Origin of the sequence: Breoghania sp. JC706 (genome assembly GCF_037026715.1) — a bacterium.
Taxonomy (GTDB): Bacteria; Pseudomonadota; Alphaproteobacteria; order Rhizobiales; family Stappiaceae; genus Breoghania.
On record NZ_JBANCG010000006.1, the window covers coordinates 155,075 to 172,894 of the forward strand.

Annotated in this window: 14 protein-coding genes; 2 read left to right on the plus strand and 12 right to left on the minus strand. The window is 65.4% G+C overall.

Annotation, left to right across the window (positions count from 1 at the left end; all coding sequences use genetic code 11):
• Positions 1 to 167 precede the first annotated feature (167 nt).
• Positions 168 to 851: a GntR family transcriptional regulator gene (locus tag V2L18_RS13925; protein ID WP_336178865.1), complete on the plus strand. Its 684-nt coding sequence runs from the start codon at positions 168 to 170 to the stop codon at positions 849 to 851.
• A gap of 182 nt (positions 852 to 1,033) precedes the next feature.
• Entirely contained in the window at positions 1,034 to 2,200 is a 1,167-nt protein-coding gene (locus tag V2L18_RS13930) for an acetyl-CoA acetyltransferase (RefSeq protein ID WP_336178866.1), read from the plus strand.
• A 271-nt stretch (positions 2,201 to 2,471) separates the two neighbouring features.
• Here V2L18_RS13930 and V2L18_RS13935 read toward each other — a convergent pair whose 3' ends face one another.
• From V2L18_RS13935 to V2L18_RS13990, 12 genes are all read right to left on the minus strand, one after another.
• Positions 2,472 to 4,400 carry an alpha/beta hydrolase domain-containing protein gene (locus V2L18_RS13935; RefSeq protein WP_336178867.1) on the minus strand — a complete coding sequence of 643 codons (1,929 nt, stop codon included), beginning with the start codon at positions 4,398 to 4,400 and terminating at the stop codon, positions 2,472 to 2,474.
• Between the two features lie 140 nt (positions 4,401 to 4,540).
• A complete protein-coding gene (locus V2L18_RS13940) occupies positions 4,541 to 5,293 on the minus strand; it encodes an SDR family oxidoreductase (RefSeq protein WP_336178868.1) in 753 nt (250 codons plus the stop codon).
• A 157-nt stretch (positions 5,294 to 5,450) separates the two neighbouring features.
• Positions 5,451 to 6,035, minus strand: a complete 585-nt coding sequence (locus V2L18_RS13945) for an NUDIX hydrolase (protein WP_336178869.1) — start codon at positions 6,033 to 6,035, stop codon at positions 5,451 to 5,453.
• A gap of 141 nt (positions 6,036 to 6,176) precedes the next feature.
• On the minus strand, positions 6,177 to 6,701 hold the full coding sequence (locus V2L18_RS13950) for a DUF934 domain-containing protein (protein ID WP_336178870.1): 525 nt from the start codon (positions 6,699 to 6,701) through the stop codon (positions 6,177 to 6,179).
• Between the two features lie 2 nt (positions 6,702 to 6,703).
• Positions 6,704 to 7,465: a phosphoadenylyl-sulfate reductase gene (locus V2L18_RS13955; RefSeq protein ID WP_336178871.1), complete on the minus strand. Its 762-nt coding sequence runs from the start codon at positions 7,463 to 7,465 to the stop codon at positions 6,704 to 6,706.
• On the minus strand, positions 7,452 to 9,107 hold the full coding sequence (locus tag V2L18_RS13960) for a nitrite/sulfite reductase (RefSeq protein ID WP_336178872.1): 1,656 nt from the start codon (positions 9,105 to 9,107) through the stop codon (positions 7,452 to 7,454). Before V2L18_RS13960 ends, V2L18_RS13955 begins: the two co-directional genes overlap by 14 nt.
• A gap of 26 nt (positions 9,108 to 9,133) precedes the next feature.
• Positions 9,134 to 9,457 (minus strand): DUF2849 domain-containing protein, encoded by a 324-nt coding sequence (locus tag V2L18_RS13965; protein ID WP_336178873.1) that lies wholly within the window; start codon positions 9,455 to 9,457, stop codon positions 9,134 to 9,136.
• 29 nt (positions 9,458 to 9,486) lie between these two features.
• A complete protein-coding gene (gene cysG, locus V2L18_RS13970) occupies positions 9,487 to 10,950 on the minus strand; it encodes a siroheme synthase CysG (RefSeq protein WP_336178874.1) in 1,464 nt (487 codons plus the stop codon).
• Between the two features lie 427 nt (positions 10,951 to 11,377).
• Positions 11,378 to 12,679, minus strand: a complete 1,302-nt coding sequence (locus V2L18_RS13975; RefSeq protein WP_336178875.1) for a diguanylate cyclase — start codon at positions 12,677 to 12,679, stop codon at positions 11,378 to 11,380.
• 432 nt (positions 12,680 to 13,111) lie between these two features.
• Entirely contained in the window at positions 13,112 to 14,386 is a 1,275-nt protein-coding gene (locus tag V2L18_RS13980) for an FAD-binding oxidoreductase (protein WP_336178876.1), read from the minus strand.
• A 261-nt stretch (positions 14,387 to 14,647) separates the two neighbouring features.
• Complete coding sequence (locus tag V2L18_RS13985) at positions 14,648 to 16,042, minus strand: aspartate aminotransferase family protein (protein ID WP_336178877.1); 1,395 nt, start codon at positions 16,040 to 16,042, stop codon at positions 14,648 to 14,650.
• A gap of 310 nt (positions 16,043 to 16,352) precedes the next feature.
• Positions 16,353 to 17,693 (minus strand): glutamine synthetase family protein, encoded by a 1,341-nt coding sequence (locus V2L18_RS13990; RefSeq protein ID WP_336179134.1) that lies wholly within the window; start codon positions 17,691 to 17,693, stop codon positions 16,353 to 16,355.
• Between the last annotated feature and the right edge of the window lie 127 nt (positions 17,694 to 17,820).

The window sequence follows — 17,820 nt, forward strand, 5'->3', positions numbered from 1 at the left end:
TTACGTTGAGCGAATCCGGGAGGCCGAGTGTTAGTAACCATAAAGTTATAAACCACTTGCCTCTATCTAGGGTTGGTCAAAAAAGAGATCTCCTTCCGTGTAACAAGAGACAATGCCAATTCCCGGAATGCGAATTATGTTTTCAAACGCTTGATCACGGAATGCAGATGCAGGTTCCGAAATACGAGCAGATCGCCGAGACCCTTGGCCGAGAGATCCGTGAGGGGATCCATCCCGAGGGCACGCTGTTGCCCACAGAGGCGCAGCTGTCCGCGCGGTTTCAGGTCAGCCGGCATACGATCCGGCACGGGCTCAGGGCGTTGCGCGAACGCGGCCTCGTCAAGTCGCGCCAGGGGCGCGGCACGGAGGTGGTGCGTGCGCAGGAACGTTCTGTCGGTGCCGGCTATCATGTGGTCGAGGGATTCGCGGCCTCGCCGTTCGACTGGCCTTTCCATCTGGAGGGCGTTTCCACGGTAACGGCGGCGGACAGGGCGGACTTCGATCTGCCGTCGGGCGGACCTATGCTGCGGCTTTCCGGTGTCTTTCGCGACGAGACGGCGGGTTGGGAAGCTGCGGCCCGGATCTATCTCGACGAGGCGTGTGGAGATGCCGTGCCGCATCTGTCAGGCGGGCATCTGCCCACGTTGCTGGCCTCCCTGCACGGGCTTCGCCCTGCCCAGATTCTTCAAGAAATCCGCTGCGAGGTTTCCCCCGATTTCGCGTCGGGGTTGTGTCGGCTGGTGCTGACGCGGCGCTACCTCAGCCCTGCGGGCACCGTCTACATGGTGTTGCGCGCGATTTGTCCGCAAGCGACCTTTGCGCTCAGGTCCATCCTGTCGACCGCCAACTGATTCGCTTCGCTGCTGCATCCCTTTGCTTCTGGCGTCTGCCGATCTTTGCCGTTGTTGCAACGCACACTCCGCGCTACGTTTGCAGCCGGAGGAAACGGCGCTCTTGGCGGCGCCAGGGCGCCTGCCCGTCGGTGCGGCTTTGCCGGGCCCGCGGCGCGGCGCTTCACAGGGAGGAGATTTCCATGAGTGCAGCAATTGTCGGCTGGTCGCATCTGCCCTTCGGCAGGCTTTCCGACGAGACCGTCGAGAGCCTGATCGTCAAGGCGGCCAACGGCGCGCTGGCCGACGCGGGGATTGCGGCGTCTGACGTCGACGAGATCGTGCTCGGCCATTTCAACGCGGGCTTCTCCGCGCAGGACTTCACGGCCTCGCTGGTGCTGCAGGCCGACCCGGCGCTTCGCTTCAAGCCGGCGACGCGGGTGGAAAACGCCTGCGCGACAGGGTCCGCCGCCGTCCATCAGGGGGTCCGCGCGGTCAATTCGGGTGCGGCGCGCTTCGTGCTGGTCGTCGGCGTGGAGCAGATGACGACGACGCCGGGTCCGGAGATCGGCCAGAACCTGCTCAAGGCCTCCTACCTTGCCGAAGAAGGCGACATTCCCGCCGGTTTTGCAGGCGTCTTCGGCAAGATCGCCGGGGCCTATTTCCAGAAATACGGCGATCAGTCCGACGCGCTGGCGGCAATCGCGGCGAAGAACCATCGGAACGGCGTGAAGAACCCCTATGCCCAGATGCGCAAGGATCTCGGCTACGAGTTCTGCCGCGCGGAGAGCGACAAGAACCCGATCGTCGCAGGTCCCCTGAAGCGCACCGACTGTTCGCTCGTCTCCGACGGTGCCGCCGCGATCGTCCTCACCAACACCGAGACGGCGCTTGGCATGAGGAAGGCCGTCGCCTTCCGCTCCACTGCGCATGCGCAGGACTTCCTGCCGATGTCCAAGCGCGACATCCTGAAGTTCGAGGGCTGTGCCACCGCCTGGGACCGGGCTCTGAAATCCGCCGGCATCACGCTCGATGATCTTTCCTTCGTGGAAACCCACGACTGCTTTACCATCGCGGAACTGATCGAGTATGAGGCGATGGGGCTCGCGCCGGAAGGCCAGGGTGCGAAGGCGATTCTGGAGGGCTGGACCGAGGTCGATGGCAAGCTGCCGGTCAACGTATCGGGCGGGCTGAAGGCCAAGGGCCACCCGATCGGCGCCACCGGCGTTTCCATGCACGCCATCACCGCCATGCAGCTTGCCGGCGAGGCGGGCGACATGCAGCTTCCCAATGCCGAGATCGGCGGCATCTTCAACATGGGCGGCGCGGCGGTCGCGAACTACGTGAGCGTGCTGCAGGCGCTGAAGTAGGGTCCCGGCCCGCGCAGCGCCAGGCAAGAAGTCATCGTTGGACCCGAGGCACAATCTCTCCGCTCGTCATCACCCGGCGCAGTCCGGGTGATCCATGGCCGTCGTCCTGACAGTCGCAGGCCGCGCTGGATTGCCCGGACTGCGCCCGGCAATGACGATGGAGGGTGTGGCGCATTTGGATAGCGCCCCAGCGCCCGAGGTCTCGGGGAATGAAAAACGCCCGCCGGTCTTCCGGCGGGCGTCGTTTCTTGCGAAATCGGGAACCGCTGACCTACTGCAGCGCCTCGGCGTCGCGTTTGGCGTATTCCAGTGTCTTCGCCACATCCTCTTCCCGCATCAGACGGTTGGCGACGAGTTCCTCTGCCGCTGCCTTGACCTGCGCGAGATAGGCATCCGTGCTCTCGTAGCGCTCGGCCAGGGCGTCGCGGCTGTCGTCGTCGACAGGTGTCGCCGGGAAGGCGATGAAGCTGCCGGTGGTGCTGAAGAGCTCGCCCTCGGCATAGCCCTTGGTGCGCAGGTTCCAGCCCTCGTAGGTTCCGAGCGGAGCGGCGAGGCGCGGCAGGGTCACGCCGCCCTGCGGGTTGCCGTCGGCATCGATCGTGGGCACCAGTTCCGGGTAGGCCTTGCCGCGGGTCGGCGGCAGCGTGGCGTAGTCCATCGCCTGAAGCACGTTGTATTTCGGCTTCATCGGCGTGCCGGCGATCTCGGGATAGGCGAGGTCGGCCGGTGCGGCCAGCGTGCCGTCGGTGAGGTTCGGGTAGCGGCTGGCCGGGGGCTCCGTGCCATCGGCAACCCAGGCTTCCATGTCGTCATAGAGCGCGCGCAGCACCGGCGTGGCGCTGAGCGGGTTGGTCGGATAGGCGGCCTGCTCCTTCGTCGCGGGCTTTGCGTCCCACAGCGAGAAGTGCTGCGTGCCGGCGATGAGATAGAGCCGGACGTTGTCCGGCATCGTCAGCGCGCTCTTGCCGTCGGTTGCGGTCGTCAGCAGGTAGCCGCGTGCCTGCCAGAATTCTGTCGAGCTGTCCGAATGCATGATCTTCGGGCAGGTCTTGGTCTCCTGGCACTTCTCGAGGATACCGTCGGTCTTGCCGGAGATCGCGTCCGTGGTCTTCACGTAGGTGAAGGGGAACTGATCGCCGGGGAAGTCGTGGTCCTCGTGCTGGCGGGAGTAGCGGCCGGGCTGCGCGAAGGCGTAGTTGACGAAGGTCTTGCGGGAACCTGCGATGTGGATCATCGCGCCGTCGAACACGCGCTTGCCGCCCTCGTCGGCATTGAAGCCCTGATAGATCATGTCGCGCATCAGGCGGCCGGACTGGGAGATGCCCATGCCGACGGTGTACGTGATGCCGTCCACGGGGGACTTAGCGTCGTGGCCGGGATTGCCGCGCAGGAACGACACGACATCGCGGATCGCCGCCATGCCGAGCCCGGCGGGAACGGGATCCTTGGCCGGGTAGACGAATTCGTAGATCGCGCCGGCGGGCGCATCGGCCGGACGGGTGATCTCGATTTCGCTCGGGCTGACATACTTGAAGGTGAGGCCCTTGGGCGTCTCGGCCTTGTCGGCGTCGTCGGTGCGAACGGTGAGCGTCGCCTTGGCCGGATCAAGATCGGCGGCCGGGTAGGTCAGCTTGATCGTGCCGGTTTCACCGGCCTTGTCGAAGATGGCCTGCTCGCGGGACATACCGGTTACGCCCTTCTCCACGGGCAGGTCGATGTTCATCAACTTGTCCGCCAGATGCGGCTGCCAACCGTTCCACACGATCGTGTCGCCGTGCGCGGGCAGGAAGCCGTCGCCGGCATCCTCCGCGGAGGACGGAATCGAGTTGGAATGCGCGCCATCGAGTGCCGAGAAAGCGAGGTTGCGGCCGCGGTTCACGATCTCGTAGAAAAGGAAGGGAGAGCGCTTGGCCGCCTCGCTCGGGCGCAGGATGGAGACCTCGGTGGAAAAAACGACGTCCCCGTTCTTGTCCTTCGGGGCCTTGTCGATGCCGACGATGACGGCGTTTTCCGGCGCCTTCGGATCGACGGCGATCGTGGCGATCGCGTCGATCCGCTCATAGGTGCCGGCATCCCCGTAGGACTGGCCGTCGAAGACCGGACCGGACGACTGGATCTTGAAGTCGATCACGCGCGCGGACGTCGGGCTGGTCAGCATCGAAGCGGCGAGCAGGCCTGCCACCCCTGCCGCTAAGGTCATGCACTTTTTCATCTTTTCTCCGAGTGGATCGGTAAGACAATAACGTGCACACGCTAGCTTGCTGCCGCAACGACGTGTCAAGCGGCGTTTTTTCGTGTGCCATTCTACCGCAACGATTCGCGCCGGATGCGGGGCTCCCGTTACACGCAGCGCCCGCCGTCGACCTCCAGCGCCACGCCGGTGATGAACTCCGCCTCGTCCGAAGCAAGCCACAGGGCGGCATTGGCCATGTCCTCCGGGCGCGAGAGCCGGCCGAGCGGAATGGTCGAGCGGAACTTCTCGCGCATCTCCGGCGTATCCTCGCCGAGAAAGAGATGCAGCATGCCCGTCTCGCCCGCGACCGGGCACAGAGCGTTGACGCGGATCTTCTTCGGCGCGAGCTCCACCGCCATCGACTTGGAGGCTGTGATCGCCCAGCCCTTCGACGCATTGTACCAGGTCAGCCCCGGACGCGGCCTCAGGCCCGCCGTCGATGCGGTGTTGAGGATCACGCCGCCGCCCGTCTCCTCCATCACCGGCACCGCCTTCAGCGTGGCCAGATAGATCGCCTTGGCGTTGACGTCGAAGAGCCTGTCGAAAGTCTCCTCGTCGATGTCCAGCATCGGGCCGTTCTTGTGGGTGTAGCCGGCATTGTTGACCAGAATGTCGAGCCGCCCGAAATTGCCGCGCGCCGCAGCCACCATGGCCTCCACGTCGGCCGTGTCGGTCACGTCGGCGGTGACCGCCACCGCGTTTGCCCCGATGTGGCTGGCGACGCGGGCCGCGCCTTCGCCGTTCATGTCGGCGATGACGACCTTGGCGCCTTCCTCGGCAAACCGCGTCGCGATGCCCTCGCCGAACCCCGACGCAGCGCCGGTGACGATGGCGACTTTCCCCTCCAGACGATTACCCATGACGTTCCTCCCTATGATTGTTGTTGGGGGGAGGGTAGCGCGCGCAAAATTGCTGCGGCAAGCCGCCGCAAGGGGAGGGGACGCCGCCAGAACATATTCCGATCGTCTCGATAGGAATTAGCTCAAACTGGCGAAAGCATCGGACGAGCAGGGAAATCTACTCAAACAGGTCCGGCCGCCGCGCCAGCAGCGCCTGGGTCAGTATCAGCAGTTTGGCGTCGTTGATCTCTCCGGCTTCCAGCATCGTCCCGAGGCGTGCTGCCGGCCATTCCAGCACCTCGATGTGTTCGTGCTCCTCCTCAAGCCCGCCGCCGTCGGCCACCCGGTCCTGCGGTCCATAGGCGGCAAGATAGAGCGCGATCTTCTCGGTCATGAAGCCGGGCGAGGTATAGACCTCTGCCACCCTTTCCAGCGTGTCGAGCCGGGTGCCGATCTCCTCCATCGCCTCGCGACGCACAGCATCCTCGGCCGTTTCCCCTGGATCGATCAGCCCCGCGCAGGGCTCCACCAGCAGCGCCGCGTCGCCCCTGACATAGACCGGGAAACGGATCTGGCGGGTCAGCAGCACAGTCTTGCGCACCGGATCGTACGGCAGGACGGTTGCGGCTGATCCGTGATCGTGGACGATCCGCTCCACGTGCTCGCGCGTTTCTCCGTCGGGTCGCGACAGCACCAGCCGCTCGGTTTTGACGCGCGGCGTGTCGATCAGCGTTTCGCGTTCCTCGATGCGGATATCGGACATTGAAGGCTCCTCGTGTTTCGCCGCATTGGAGGCGGATCGGAGGAGCCGGTCAAGCGAGATGGGGACGTGGGCGAGAAGCGGCAGGGATGCACGAATAGAAGGGAGATCAGGGCAGGAGTTTCCCGGACCCCCCATCCCTCCTCACGCCGGCCGGCGCAGCCACGGTCGCGTTCCCGTGGGAACCTCCGAAGCCCGGCCGACCGGTTGGTAGTAGTTGTCGACCTCCGGCACGTGCCCGGCCTCAAGCGCCGCGCGCGTGGGGGCATGGCTCACCTCGAAGGCGTCGATGCCGCAGCGCCGCATCAGTGCGATCTGGTCGATCAGCACGTCGCCGATCGCCCGGATCTCGCCGTCAAAGTCCAGATCCTCGCGCAGGATGCGCGCGGTGGAATAGCCGCGCCCGTCGGTGAATTTCGGAAAGGACACGGCCACCGCCGCCACATGCGCCAGCTCGTCGGCGATCGATCGCACGTCCCCGCCGGCTTCCACGACGACACCAGTGGCTGCGTTGCGTCCGCGCAGCACCGCGATGTCGGCGAGGAAACGGGAAAGCGACAGGAACACCGCGCCTTCGGCCGGAACCGGATCGTCGTCGGCCAGATACGTCCAGCTGTCGGGGAGGAACCTGCCGTCCCTGTAGATGTCGTTTGCCTGCGTTTCGGCCATGCTCAGATCCCGCTGCCGTCGATCTCGCGCCCGTGGGTGGGCAGGTGGATGCCGCATTCGGTCTTTTCAGCACCCCGCCAGCGTCCGGCGCGGGGGTCCTCGCCCGGCGCCACACGGTCGGTGCAGGGCATGCAGCCGATGGAGGGAAAACCTTGCGCGACCAGCGGATGCGGCGGCAGGTCGTGCGTCTCCGCGTAGGCCTTCAGCGTATCCACCGACCAGGTGGCGAGCGGGTTCACCTTGATGCGGTCGTTGGCGACCTCGAACACCGAAAGCGAGGCACGCGTGGCGCTCTGGAAGCGCTTGCGTCCCGTGATCCAGGCATCGAAGCCGTCGAGCGCGCGCTCCAGCGGCAGCACCTTGCGGATATGGCAGCACGTGTCGGTGTCGCGCAGCCACAGCGAGCCCTGCGGATCGGCGGTTGCCAGGTCGTCCGGGTCCGGCGTGGTGGTGCGCACGCCGGTCAGCCCGAAGCGCTCGATCAGCGCCTCGCGATAGCGCAGCGTCTCGCCGAAGAGCTTCTGCGTATCGACGAACAGCACCGGCGCATGCCGGTCGACCTGCGCCAACAGATGCAGCAGCACCGAGGACTCCGCGCCGAAGGAGGAAACCAGCGCGATCCTGCCGGGATAGAGCCGGTGAAGGACATGGTCCAGCAGGTCCGGTGTCGGCAGGCCGCCATACTGGACATTGAGCGCCTGGGCTTCCGCCCTGAGCGCGTTTTCGGGATCGAGCGCGAGGGCAGTCGCGTCAAGCTGTGCCATAGAGCGCCTCCTTGAAAGGTGCGTCGCCGACCCTGCGATAGGCCGCAAGGAAGGTTTCGTTGTCGTTGGCGCGGAGCTTCAGGTAGGTGTCGACCACCGTTTCCACCGCATCGACGATCCTGTCGCCGTCGAAGCCGCGTCCGATGATCGAGCCGATCGAGGTGTGCTCGTCGGCGGAGCCGCCCAGCGTCAGCTGGTAGAGCTCCTCGCCCTTCTTCTCCACGCCCAGAATGCCGATGTGGCCCACATGGTGATGGCCGCAGGCGTTGATGCAGCCGGAGATCTTGATCTTCAGATCGCCGATGGAGCGCTGGCGCGCGGCATCGCCGAAACGCTCGGAAATCTCCTGCGCGATCGGGATGGAACGCGCATTGGCAAGCGCGCAGTAGTCGAGCCCGGGGCAGGCGATGATGTCGGTGATGAGCCCGGCATTGCCCTCCGCCAGATCGGCGGCGACGAGCGCGTCGTGGACCTTGTCGAGATCGTCGAGCCGCACATGCGGCAGGATCAGGTTCTGCTCGTGGGAAACGCGCAGCTCGTCGAACCCGAATTCCTCTGCGAGCCCCGCGATCGCCTCCATCTGTTCGGCCGAGGCATCGCCCGGCACGCCGCCGATGGGCTTCAGCGAGATCGTCACCGAGGCATGGCCCGCCACCTTGTGCGGATGCACGTTGCGCTCCGCCCAGGCGGCAAATGCCGGGTTGCTGGCGCGCTTGGCCTCGAACCGTGCGCTCGTTGCCGTGGGGTCGAGCGCGGGCAGCGCGAAATAGGCCTCGATCCGGCGCACCTCGTCGGCGGGAAGCTGCAGCACGCCGTGGCGGATCTTCTCGAATTCCGCCTCGATATCGCCGCGCAACTCCTCGATCCCGGTCTCATGCACCAGGATTTTGATGCGCGCCTTGTACTTGTTGTCGCGCCGCCCGTAGCGGTTGTAGACGCGCAGGATCGCTTCCGAGTAGGCGAGCAGATCCTCCTCGGGCAGGAATTCGCGCACGAGCTTGGCGATCATCGGCGTTCGGCCCTGGCCGCCGCCGACATAGACCTTGAAGCCCAGCTCGCCCGCCGCGTTCCTGACGATCTGCATGCCGATGTCGTGCACCTGAATGGCCGCGCGGTCATGGGGTGCGCCGGTGATCGCGAACTTGAACTTGCGCGGCAGGAACGTGAATTCCGGATGCAGCGACGACCATTGCCGGATGATCTCGGCATAGGGGCGCGGATCGGCGATCTCGTCGTCGGCCGCACCCGCCAGATGATCGGCGGTGGTGTTGCGGATGCAGTTGCCCGACGTCTGGATCGCGTGCATCTCCACCTCCGCCAGTTCCTTCAGGATGGCGGGGATGTCGGAGAGCTTGGGCCAGTTGAACTGGATGTTCTGGCGCGTGGTGAAGTGGCCATAGCCACGGTCATAGGTGCGCGCGATATGGGCGAGCTTGCGCATCTGGGCGCCGTTCAGTGTGCCGTAGGGCACGCAGACACGCAGCATGTAGGCATGAAGCTGCAGGTAGACGCCGTTCATCAGCCGCAGCGGCTTGAACTGGTCCTCGTTCAGCTCGCCCGCAAGGCGTCGGCGCACCTGATCGGAAAACTGCGCGATGCGCTGGTCCACGAATTCCTGGTCGAATTCATCGTAACGGTACACGGGGCTACTCCTGGCGGATGGCTTGGTCAGGCCGCGTCAAAGGCTCGGGAGGCCTGCGCCTGCTTGCCGAGATCGGTTCGGAAGGTGGGGCCGGCGGCGCGGATGCGCTCGCGCAGCCGCACCGGCACGACGCCCGCGCCCTGGCGGGTCACGTCGATCGTGTCGACATCGACGATCTCGTTTGCGGCGACGGCCCTGACCGCTGCCGCTTCCGCCGCTTCCACCGCTGCGGGGTCCTCAAGCACGAGGGCGTTTTCGATGGTTTCGACCCAAGCGCCATGCGCCCCAAGCCAGACGACTTCGCCGTCGGCGAGGCGGTTTGCGGTGACGAGCTTGCAGATCGGCTTCATGACGGCCTCGTGGTCTCGGGCACGCGTCTTCACGCGGCAGCAAAGCGGGATACGGAAAGCGCGGGCGCGGTGTGCGGCGCGAGAGGTTCGGCGCGTTCCAGCGCGGCATGGGCGACCACCTCGCCGATGACGATCAGCACCGGGCCGTTGACGTCGTCGCGTGCCGAAAACGTCTCAAGATCTGTGAGCCGCCCGGCGAAGGACCGCTCTTCGCGTCTTGCAGCGTTCTCGATCGCCATCACCGGCGTTGCCGCGTCGAGGCCGGCTGCGCGAAGTTGCCCGGCGACGCGTCCAGCGACGGTACGGCCCATGTAGACGGCGACGGTGGCACCCGAAAGCGCAAGGCCCGCCCACTCGGGCAGCGTCTCGCCGTCCTTGTCGTGGCCGGTGGCGAAGACGAGGCTTGAGGCGACGCCGCGCAAAGTCAGCGGGATTTCGGCCGAGGCGGCGGCGGCGAAGGCGGCGGTCACGCCCGGCACGATCTCGTAAGGAACGCCGGCCTTGCGAAGTGCCGCGATTTCCTCGCCCGCGCGGCCAAAGATCATCGGATCGCCGGATTTCAGCCGCACGACGCGCAGTCCCTTGGCGGCTTCTTGCGCCAGTATCTCGTTGATGCGGCCTTGCGTGACCGAATGCGCACCCTTGGCCTTGCCGACCGGAATGCGTGCCGCATCGCGCCTTCCCATGGCGACGACAGCATCGGGCACCAGCCGGTCGTGGACGATGACGTCGGCTTCCTGCAAGAGGCGCTGGGCGCGCAGCGTCAAAAGGTCCTCTGCTCCCGGGCCTGCGCCGATCAGCCAGACGAAACCGGTCTCGTCCGCAGCCCCGTTGATGAGCCGCTGCGCGGCCGCGCGGGCCTCGTCGGTGCGGCCGGCATAGGTCGCATGCGCAACGGGGCCGGAGAAGAACGACGCCCACAGCCGGCGCCGGCTCTCCGGCGAGGGCACGAAGCTCGAAACCGTTTCGCGGAAACTCTCCGCAAGCCGCGCCAGCGTCCCCGTCTCGCGCGGCAACAGCGCCTCGATGCGTGCGCGGATGTGGCGGGCAAGCACCGGCCCGACCCCGGTGGAGGTAATGGCCACGGCGACGGGCGCGCGGTTGACGAGCGCCCCTGTATAGAAGTCGCAAAGCTCCGGCCGGTCGACGGCATTGACCGGAATGCCCATGTCGCGCGCCGTCTCCACGACCTCACGGTCGAGCGCCTCATCCTCGCGTGCGGAAAAGGCCAGCGCGGCTCCCGCCAGATGGTGTGCGGCGAAGTCCTCGGCGATATGCCGGGCGCGGGCCTTTTCGGCCGCCCGTGCAAGCGCCGGCGACATGTCGCGCGCGACGATGACGATGTCGGCATTGGTCTCGCCGATCAGGCGGACCTTCGCCGCCGCCTCGTCGCCGCCGCCGACCACCACCACGCGCCGTCCGGCGACCTTGTGAAAGGTCGGGAAGACGTCAAGGCGTGTGCTGCGATCGAATTCGTTGCTGTGCCGGCCCATGAGCCACTCCGCGGAAAACCCGTTGGTGTCCTAAAAGGGTAGGCATTGGGCCGGCGAATTACCGGGCATGGGGTTTCAAGGCGAAATCGAAAGAGGAAAAAGATTTCCGGTTTCTGGCAGGAAGGGAGTTGGGAAGGGGAGGAAGGCAACGGAAGACGGAAGGAAGGAGAAGGGAAACGGAACGGCTTCGCCGCCCTTGGTCGCTGGCTTCCGGATCGGCGCTCGGCCCAGTTCCGAATTGGGGCCTCGCTTGTCCGGAATGAGGGCATGGGTGGTGGGCTTGAAGCTTCCCACACGCGCCTTCATCCCGGGCGATCTGCGCCGAAGGCGCATGGCCAGACCCGGAACCCAGCGCAAGACGCGCGGCGAAGCCGCTTCGCGATCTTTTTATCTTGTCTTCGCCTGCGCCCCGCCGTGTGATGGGATCTCACACGTCGAGCAGGAACCGCTCAAGCCGCTCTTCCACCCGCGGGATCGCGTCGTTCTTGGCAATGATGCGGTCGCGGCCGCGGCTCTTGGCGGCGTACATCTGCTCGTCCGCCGCACGGATCGCCTCTTCCAGGTCGTCTTCGTAGCCCGACGACAGGCCGATGGAGAGCGTCACGTCCACCCGTTCGCCGCCGAAGACATGTGCGCGCGCGCGGAATCGGCTGTAGACGGCGGCGCAACAGCTCTTCGCCTCCTCGATCTCGCATCCGGGCATCAGCATGCAGAACTCGTCGCCGCCCAGCCGCACGGCCAGAACCCCGCTGCCGCAGGCGGTCACGAGATCCTCCGCCAGGTTCTTGATCACCAGATCGCCGGCCTCGTGGCCGTAGTGGTCGTTGACCTGCTTGAAGCGGTCGACGTCGATCAGCGCCACCGGCACGGGCTGTTCGCTGCGACGGCATTCCACGTAGAGCCGGGTGCCGGCATCGAACAGAAAGCGGCGGTTGTGCAACCCGGTCATGGCGTCGTGGTTGGCCGCATCCGTCAGCTTCAGGATCCGGTCGATCGTGTCGAGGTTCTGGCCGACGCGCAGCAGGAATTCTTCCGGCGGGCAGGTCTTGGCCAGCGCCTCGTTGGCGCCGCTCTTCAGAAGCCGCACCATGTCTGTCTGGTCGCATCCTTCCGTCAGCGACACCACGGCGACCTTTTCCGGCCCGCGACGCAGGCGCACCTGCTTGATGAGATCGATCGCATCGACGCCGGGCAGGTCCTGGTCCAGCACGAGAAGCCGGATGTGTTCGTGTTCGTTGAGCTGCTGCAGCGCGTCCTTGGGGTCGGTGACGCGGGTCACCGAAAGCTGAAGCCGGCGCAACTGCTCGGCCGCATCGCCGAGCGGAGCCTGGCCGCTTTCCAGCAGCAGCGCGCCGATGCCGCGATTGGAACGCAGCCTGAGCACCAGTTCGCGCAGATAGGAAAGGCTCGCGGGGCTGTCCTTCAGCACGTAATCGACGATGCCCTTGGCATAGAGGCGCGATTGCAGGGCGGGATCGAACCGGCTGGAGAAGACGATGGTCGGGACGCTGAACGCTGTCGTCAGGTCCACCGTCTCGACGTCGGTCGTGTCGGGCAGCGACAGGTCGACCAGGGCGACCGCGAAACGCGCCGCATCCTCTCGCAGGATGGCGGTGGCTTCGGCGCAGGTCTTGGCGACGACGATGTCGAACCCATCGGCGCGGCGGAAGCTGCGAGTCACCGCCTTTTCGAAGAAACTTGAATCCTCGACGAGCAATATCGTGTCCATGGGCCGATCCCGTGCCACTTCCGAAATGGTCTCCGCATCATTGCGGCAGGCCAGTTCCGGCTTGAAAAAGTCGCGCATCGGGCTGAATTCGGGGCTCATCCCCTCCAGACGCCCTTTGCATGGCCGTTACCCTCCCGCAGGTTTCCCTCAACCCGTTTGTGGCAGTTCCTCCAGGAACGTCGGCCGCCGCCGCGGAGCAGGTCGGAAAAGCAAACCCGCCCTTTGGCGACGGGTTAAGTAGAAAACACAATCGGATTAAAGCCATCTTAATTGGCGATGGCGGCAACTACGCCTGGTTGCGAAGGTTTTTTATGCAAGCAACACTATATTGGGGCGACGGTTCCCCTGCGGAGGTTTGGGGTTTCCGCCACGTTCTTCGGCGGAAATGATGGAAAAACCGCGGGTTCAATACACTTCGGGCGTGATTGCGAGCTAGAGCCGGTCGCGCAGTGCGAACCATGTCATCGCCAGTGCCTGTATCGGCGTTCTCAGCCATTTTCCGCCGGGAAACGGCATCATCGGCAATTTTGCGAACATGTCAAAGCGGGTGGCATCGCCGGCCACGGCCTCGCCGATGAGCCGGCCCGCGAGGTTGGCGATCGCCACGCCGTGGCCGGAAAATCCGCATGCGACATAGAGTCCGGGCCTGGTTCTGCGGAAATAGGGCATGCGGCTCGCCGTGATGGCCAGCGTGCCGCCCCAGGCGTGATCGATGCGCACGTTTGCGAATTGCGGATAGATCTTCGCCATGTGCCGGCGCACGAAGCCGGAGACGTCGGCGGGGCAGCGGCGCGAATAGGTCTCTCCGCCGCCGAAGATCAGCCGCCGGTCGGGGCTCATGCGCCAGTAGTGGACGACCCAGCGGCTGTCGGCCACCGCGTCGTCGCCCGGAATGGGATCGCGATCGCCCAGCGGTTCGGTCGCCAGAATGTAGTTGTTGATTGGCAGCACGCGGGCTTCTGTCGCCGGTTCCAGCCCCTCCAGGTAGCCGTTGGCCGCCAGCACCACGTTGGCCGCGCGCACCTCGCCCTTCTCCGTCTTCACGACGACGGGCTGTCCCGAGCCGATGTCGGTGACGCGCGTCGCCTCGAAGATCCGCGCACCCGCATCCTCCGCCGCCTTCGCCATGCCGAGCACGAAGTTGAGCGGATGCAAGTGGCCGGCGCCGGCATCGCGATAGCCGCCGAAATAGACATCCGTGCCGATGGCGGCCGCGAGTTCGTCGCGGTCAAGAAGCGTGATGGCGTCGTAGCCGTAGTCGCGCGCAAGCTCTTCCGCCTCGCGTTGCTCGGCGGCGAGCCAGGCCTTCTTGTGGACCGCATGGATGAGCCCGTCCGCCCAGTCGCAATCGATCGCGTGACGCGCGATGCGATCCTTGACGAGGGCCTTCGCCTCCTCCGCCATGTCCCATAAGACGTGCGCCTGATCCTTGCCGACATGAGCCTCCAGCCAGTGCTGGTCGCGCCGTTGGCCGGAATGCAACTGCCCGCCATTGCGCCCCGATGCGCCCCAGCCGATGCGCTTCTGTTCCACCACCACCACGGAAAAGCCCTGTTCGGCCAGATGCAGCGCCGCCGAAATGCCGGTGAACCCGGCGCCGATGACGCAGACATCGGCCGTCAGGCTTTCGGTCAGCGCGGGCCGCGGCCGGTCGTCGTTGATGGTGGCGGTGTAGTAGGAAGCAGGATCGTAGGACGGAACGGACATGGGCGGGGTCTCGTGGCGGACGAAGGAACAATCCTCAAGGTGAAGCCAAGGGGCGGAGCGGGGCGCCCATCCTTCAAGACGCCCGCTTGCGCGGGCTCCTCAGGATGACGTTGTGTTTGTGGATGAATTAAAGAAAACAACCACCCGATAACGTCATCCTGAGGAGGCCCGACAAGGCCGTCTCGAAGGATCGGCGGCACACCCGGCGCCACCTCTTCAAGGCAGGACGGGCCGCGCCTCAGGTGGCGCAGCAGACGGGAATTATCCCACCCTTCCCTCGCGTTTCAGTGCGGCATAAGTGTCGTCGAGCGTCTTTTCGGCGATCCGTGCCAGTTCGTCCGCTTCCTCGTGGGAAAGCACCAGCGGCGGCGACAGGATAAGGCTGTCGCGTACCGCGCGCATGACGAGGCCGTTGTCGAAGGAGAAGTCGCGCGCCATCGTGCCGACCGCGCCCTCATTGTCGAACTTCTTCTTCCGGTCTCCCTTGACCGGAACCAGTTCCAGCGCGCCCATCATGCCGACCATGCGTGCCTCGCCGACGAGCGGATGCGCGCCCAGCGCGATCCACTTCTTCTGGAGGTAAGGGCCGATATCGTCCTTCACCCGCTCGACGATTTTCTCGTCTTCCATGATGGCGAGATTGGCGAGCGCGGCCGCGCAGCAGGCCGGATGCCCGGAATAGGTGTAGCCGTGGTAGAACTCGCCGCCCTTGTTGATGACGACATCGGCGACCTTGTCGGACACCATCACGCCGCCGATCGGCAGGTAGCCGGAGGAAAGCCCCTTGGCGATCGGCATCAGGTCGGGCTCGATGCCGTAATAGGTGGAGCCGAACCATTCGCCGGTGCGGCCGAAGCCGGTGATCACCTCGTCGGCGACGAACAGGATGTCACGTTCGTCGAGGATCTTCTTCACCGCCGGCCAGTAGGTGTCGGGCGGAATGATCACGCCGCCCGCGCCCTGGATCGGCTCGGCGATGAAGGCGGCGACCTTGTCCTCTCCGAGCTTGTCGATGGCGACGGCGAGTTCGTTGGCCGCCCAGATGCCGAACTCGTCCGGGCTCATGTCTCCGCCCTCGCCGAACCAGTAGGGTTGGGCGATGTGGTGGACGCCGGGCACCGGCAGGTCGCCCTGTCCGTGCATGCCCTTCATGCCGCCGAGGCTCGTGCCGGCCAGCGTCGAGCCGTGATAGCCGTTCCACCGTCCGATGATGGTCTTCTTCTCAGGCTTGCCCATCAGGTCCCAGTAGTAGCGGACCATGCGGAAAACGGTGTCGTTGGCCTCCGAGCCGGAGCCGACGAAGAACACGTGGTTGAACTGGGCCGGCGTGAGCTTCGCGAGCTTTTCCGCAAGTGCGACGGCGGGCGGGTGCGTCGTCTTGAAGAACAGGTTGTAGTAGTCGAGTTCCTGCATCTGCCGGTGCACGGCCTCGATCACTTCGAGGCGGCCATGGCCGATCTGCGTGCACCATAGCCCCGCCATGCCGTCGAGAATGCGCCTGCCTTCCGAATCCGTCAGCCACACGCCTTCCGCATGAGTGATGACGCGCGAGCCTTCCGCGTTCAATGTGCGATGCTCGGAGAACGGATGAAGATGATGGGCGGCATCCAGCTCCTGCAGCGCCTTGGTGGGGTAGATGTTGGACTTGACGTTCATGGGCAGGAACTCCGAAGCAGGGTGATGTTGGGTCGTGACGGGTATCTCGCGGGTATTGAATTTCTCTCTTGATCAGGGGCCGCGTCGCTTTTTTGAAGGGGACCCCCACCCCTAACCCCTCCCCTCAAGGGGGAGGGGAATGGCGCGGTGCTCACTCGGCTGGTCAGGAATGCACCTGGCCAGCCAGGCTTGCCGAACCGATCCCCCTCCCCCTTGAGGGGAGGGGTTAGGGGTGGGGGTCTCCTCAGGCAAGAAGAGGAGGGGCTCCGAGCAAGCAAGGTGGCGGCCGCGATCAAAAGAAGCGCGCTCGTTACACGTTCAAGAGCAGATACTCGCGCTCCCACGCGCTGATCACGCTCATGAAGGTCTCGTACTCCTCCTGCTTGATGGCGCGGTAGGTGGCGACGAAGCGTTCTCCGAACACCTCGGCAAGCTCGTCGCACTCGTCGAACAGCTTCAGCGCCTCCGTCAGCCCGCGCGGGATCGTGTAGGGGCCGTTGGAGGAATAACCGGAGCGCGGGGCATCGGGCTTCAGGCCGTTCTTGATGCCGAGATAGCCACAGGCGAGCGAGGCCGCGATGGCGAGATAGGGGTTGGCGTCCGACCCCGGCACGCGGTTCTCCAGCCGCCGCGCGCTCGCCTTGGAATTCGGCACGCGCAGGCCCACAGTGCGGTTGTCGTGCCCCCAGAAAACGTTGCACGGCGCGGTCGAGTTGCGCATGAACCGGCGGTAGGAATTCACGTAGGGCGCCATGATGCAGGTCACGGCGGGCAGAAATTCCTGATGTCCTGCGATGAACGACAGGAATTCCGGTGTCGCGTCGCCATCCTCGTCGGAAAAGATGTTGCGCCCCGTTTCCGGGTCGATCACCGACTGGTGGATGTGCATGGCCGAGCCCGGCTGGCCGCTCATGGGCTTCGCCATGAAGGTGGCGTACATGTTGTGCCGGAGCGCCGCCTCGCGGATCGTGCGCTTGAACAGGAATACCTGGTCCGCCAGCTCCAGCGGCGCGCCGTGGCGCAGGTTGATCTCCATCTGCGCCGCGCCCTCCTCGTGGATGAGCGTGTCGATCTCCAGCCCCTGCGCCTCCGACAGGTCGTAGATGTCGTCGATGAGATCGTCGAACTCGTTGAGCGCGGAGATCGAATAGGACTGGCGGCCCACCTCCGGCCGGCCCGACCGGCCGACCGGCGGGGTCAGCGGATAGTCGGGGTCGGTGTTGGGGTTCACCAGATAAAACTCGATCTCCGGCGCGATGACCGGCTCCCAGCCTTCCTTCTCATAGAGCGAGAGCACGCGCTTCAGCACGTTGCGCGGCGCGGTTTCCACCGGCGCGCCTTCCTGCGTCACCGCATCGTGGATGAGCTGGGCGGTCGGGTCCGTCTCCCACGGCACCACCGCGAGCGTCGAATAATCGGCCTCGAAGAACAGGTCGCCGTCAGTGGGGTTGTGGTGGAAGCGGTCATCGTCCGGCGGGTAGTCGCCGGAAATGGTCTGGGCGAAGATCGAGGCTGGCATGCTCATCACGGGGCCGGAGAAAAACTTCTCCGTCGGCATCATCTTGCCGCGCACGATGCCGGCAAGGTCGGGCACGATGCACTCGATGTCCTGGATCTGTCGACGCCTCAGCCAGGCTTTGGCCTCTTCCATAGTCGCCACGCCGCGAACGGTCTCAGCGGGTTCGTTCTCGGCGCTTTCGGGCGTATCCCTCACGGTAAGTCCTCGGGTTCGAATGATCTCGCCGCCCGCGGAAAAGGCCGGTTCCGGGCTCGTGACG

Bases quoted from the DNA above. Each gene is read 5' to 3' on its own strand.
- V2L18_RS13950 (WP_336178870.1), bottom strand. From the start codon at position 6,701: ATGGCCGAAACGCAGGCAAACGACATCTACAGGGACGGCAGGTTCCTC.
- V2L18_RS13935 (WP_336178867.1), bottom strand. From the start codon at position 4,400: ATGACCTTAGCGGCAGGGGTGGCAGGCCTGCTCGCCGCTTCGATGCTG.
- cysG (WP_336178874.1), bottom strand. From the start codon at position 10,950: ATGGGCCGGCACAGCAACGAATTCGATCGCAGCACACGCCTTGACGTC.
- V2L18_RS13980 (WP_336178876.1), bottom strand. From the start codon at position 14,386: ATGTCCGTTCCGTCCTACGATCCTGCTTCCTACTACACCGCCACCATC.
- V2L18_RS13945 (WP_336178869.1), bottom strand. From the start codon at position 6,035: ATGTCCGATATCCGCATCGAGGAACGCGAAACGCTGATCGACACGCCG.
- V2L18_RS13990 (WP_336179134.1), bottom strand. From the start codon at position 17,693: ATGGAAGAGGCCAAAGCCTGGCTGAGGCGTCGACAGATCCAGGACATC.
- V2L18_RS13985 (WP_336178877.1), bottom strand. From the start codon at position 16,042: ATGAACGTCAAGTCCAACATCTACCCCACCAAGGCGCTGCAGGAGCTG.
- V2L18_RS13930 (WP_336178866.1), top strand. From the start codon at position 1,034: ATGAGTGCAGCAATTGTCGGCTGGTCGCATCTGCCCTTCGGCAGGCTT.
- V2L18_RS13975 (WP_336178875.1), bottom strand. From the start codon at position 12,679: ATGGACACGATATTGCTCGTCGAGGATTCAAGTTTCTTCGAAAAGGCG.
- V2L18_RS13925 (WP_336178865.1), top strand. From the start codon at position 168: ATGCAGGTTCCGAAATACGAGCAGATCGCCGAGACCCTTGGCCGAGAG.
- V2L18_RS13965 (WP_336178873.1), bottom strand. From the start codon at position 9,457: ATGAAGCCGATCTGCAAGCTCGTCACCGCAAACCGCCTCGCCGACGGC.
- V2L18_RS13940 (WP_336178868.1), bottom strand. From the start codon at position 5,293: ATGGGTAATCGTCTGGAGGGGAAAGTCGCCATCGTCACCGGCGCTGCG.
- V2L18_RS13955 (WP_336178871.1), bottom strand. From the start codon at position 7,465: ATGGCACAGCTTGACGCGACTGCCCTCGCGCTCGATCCCGAAAACGCG.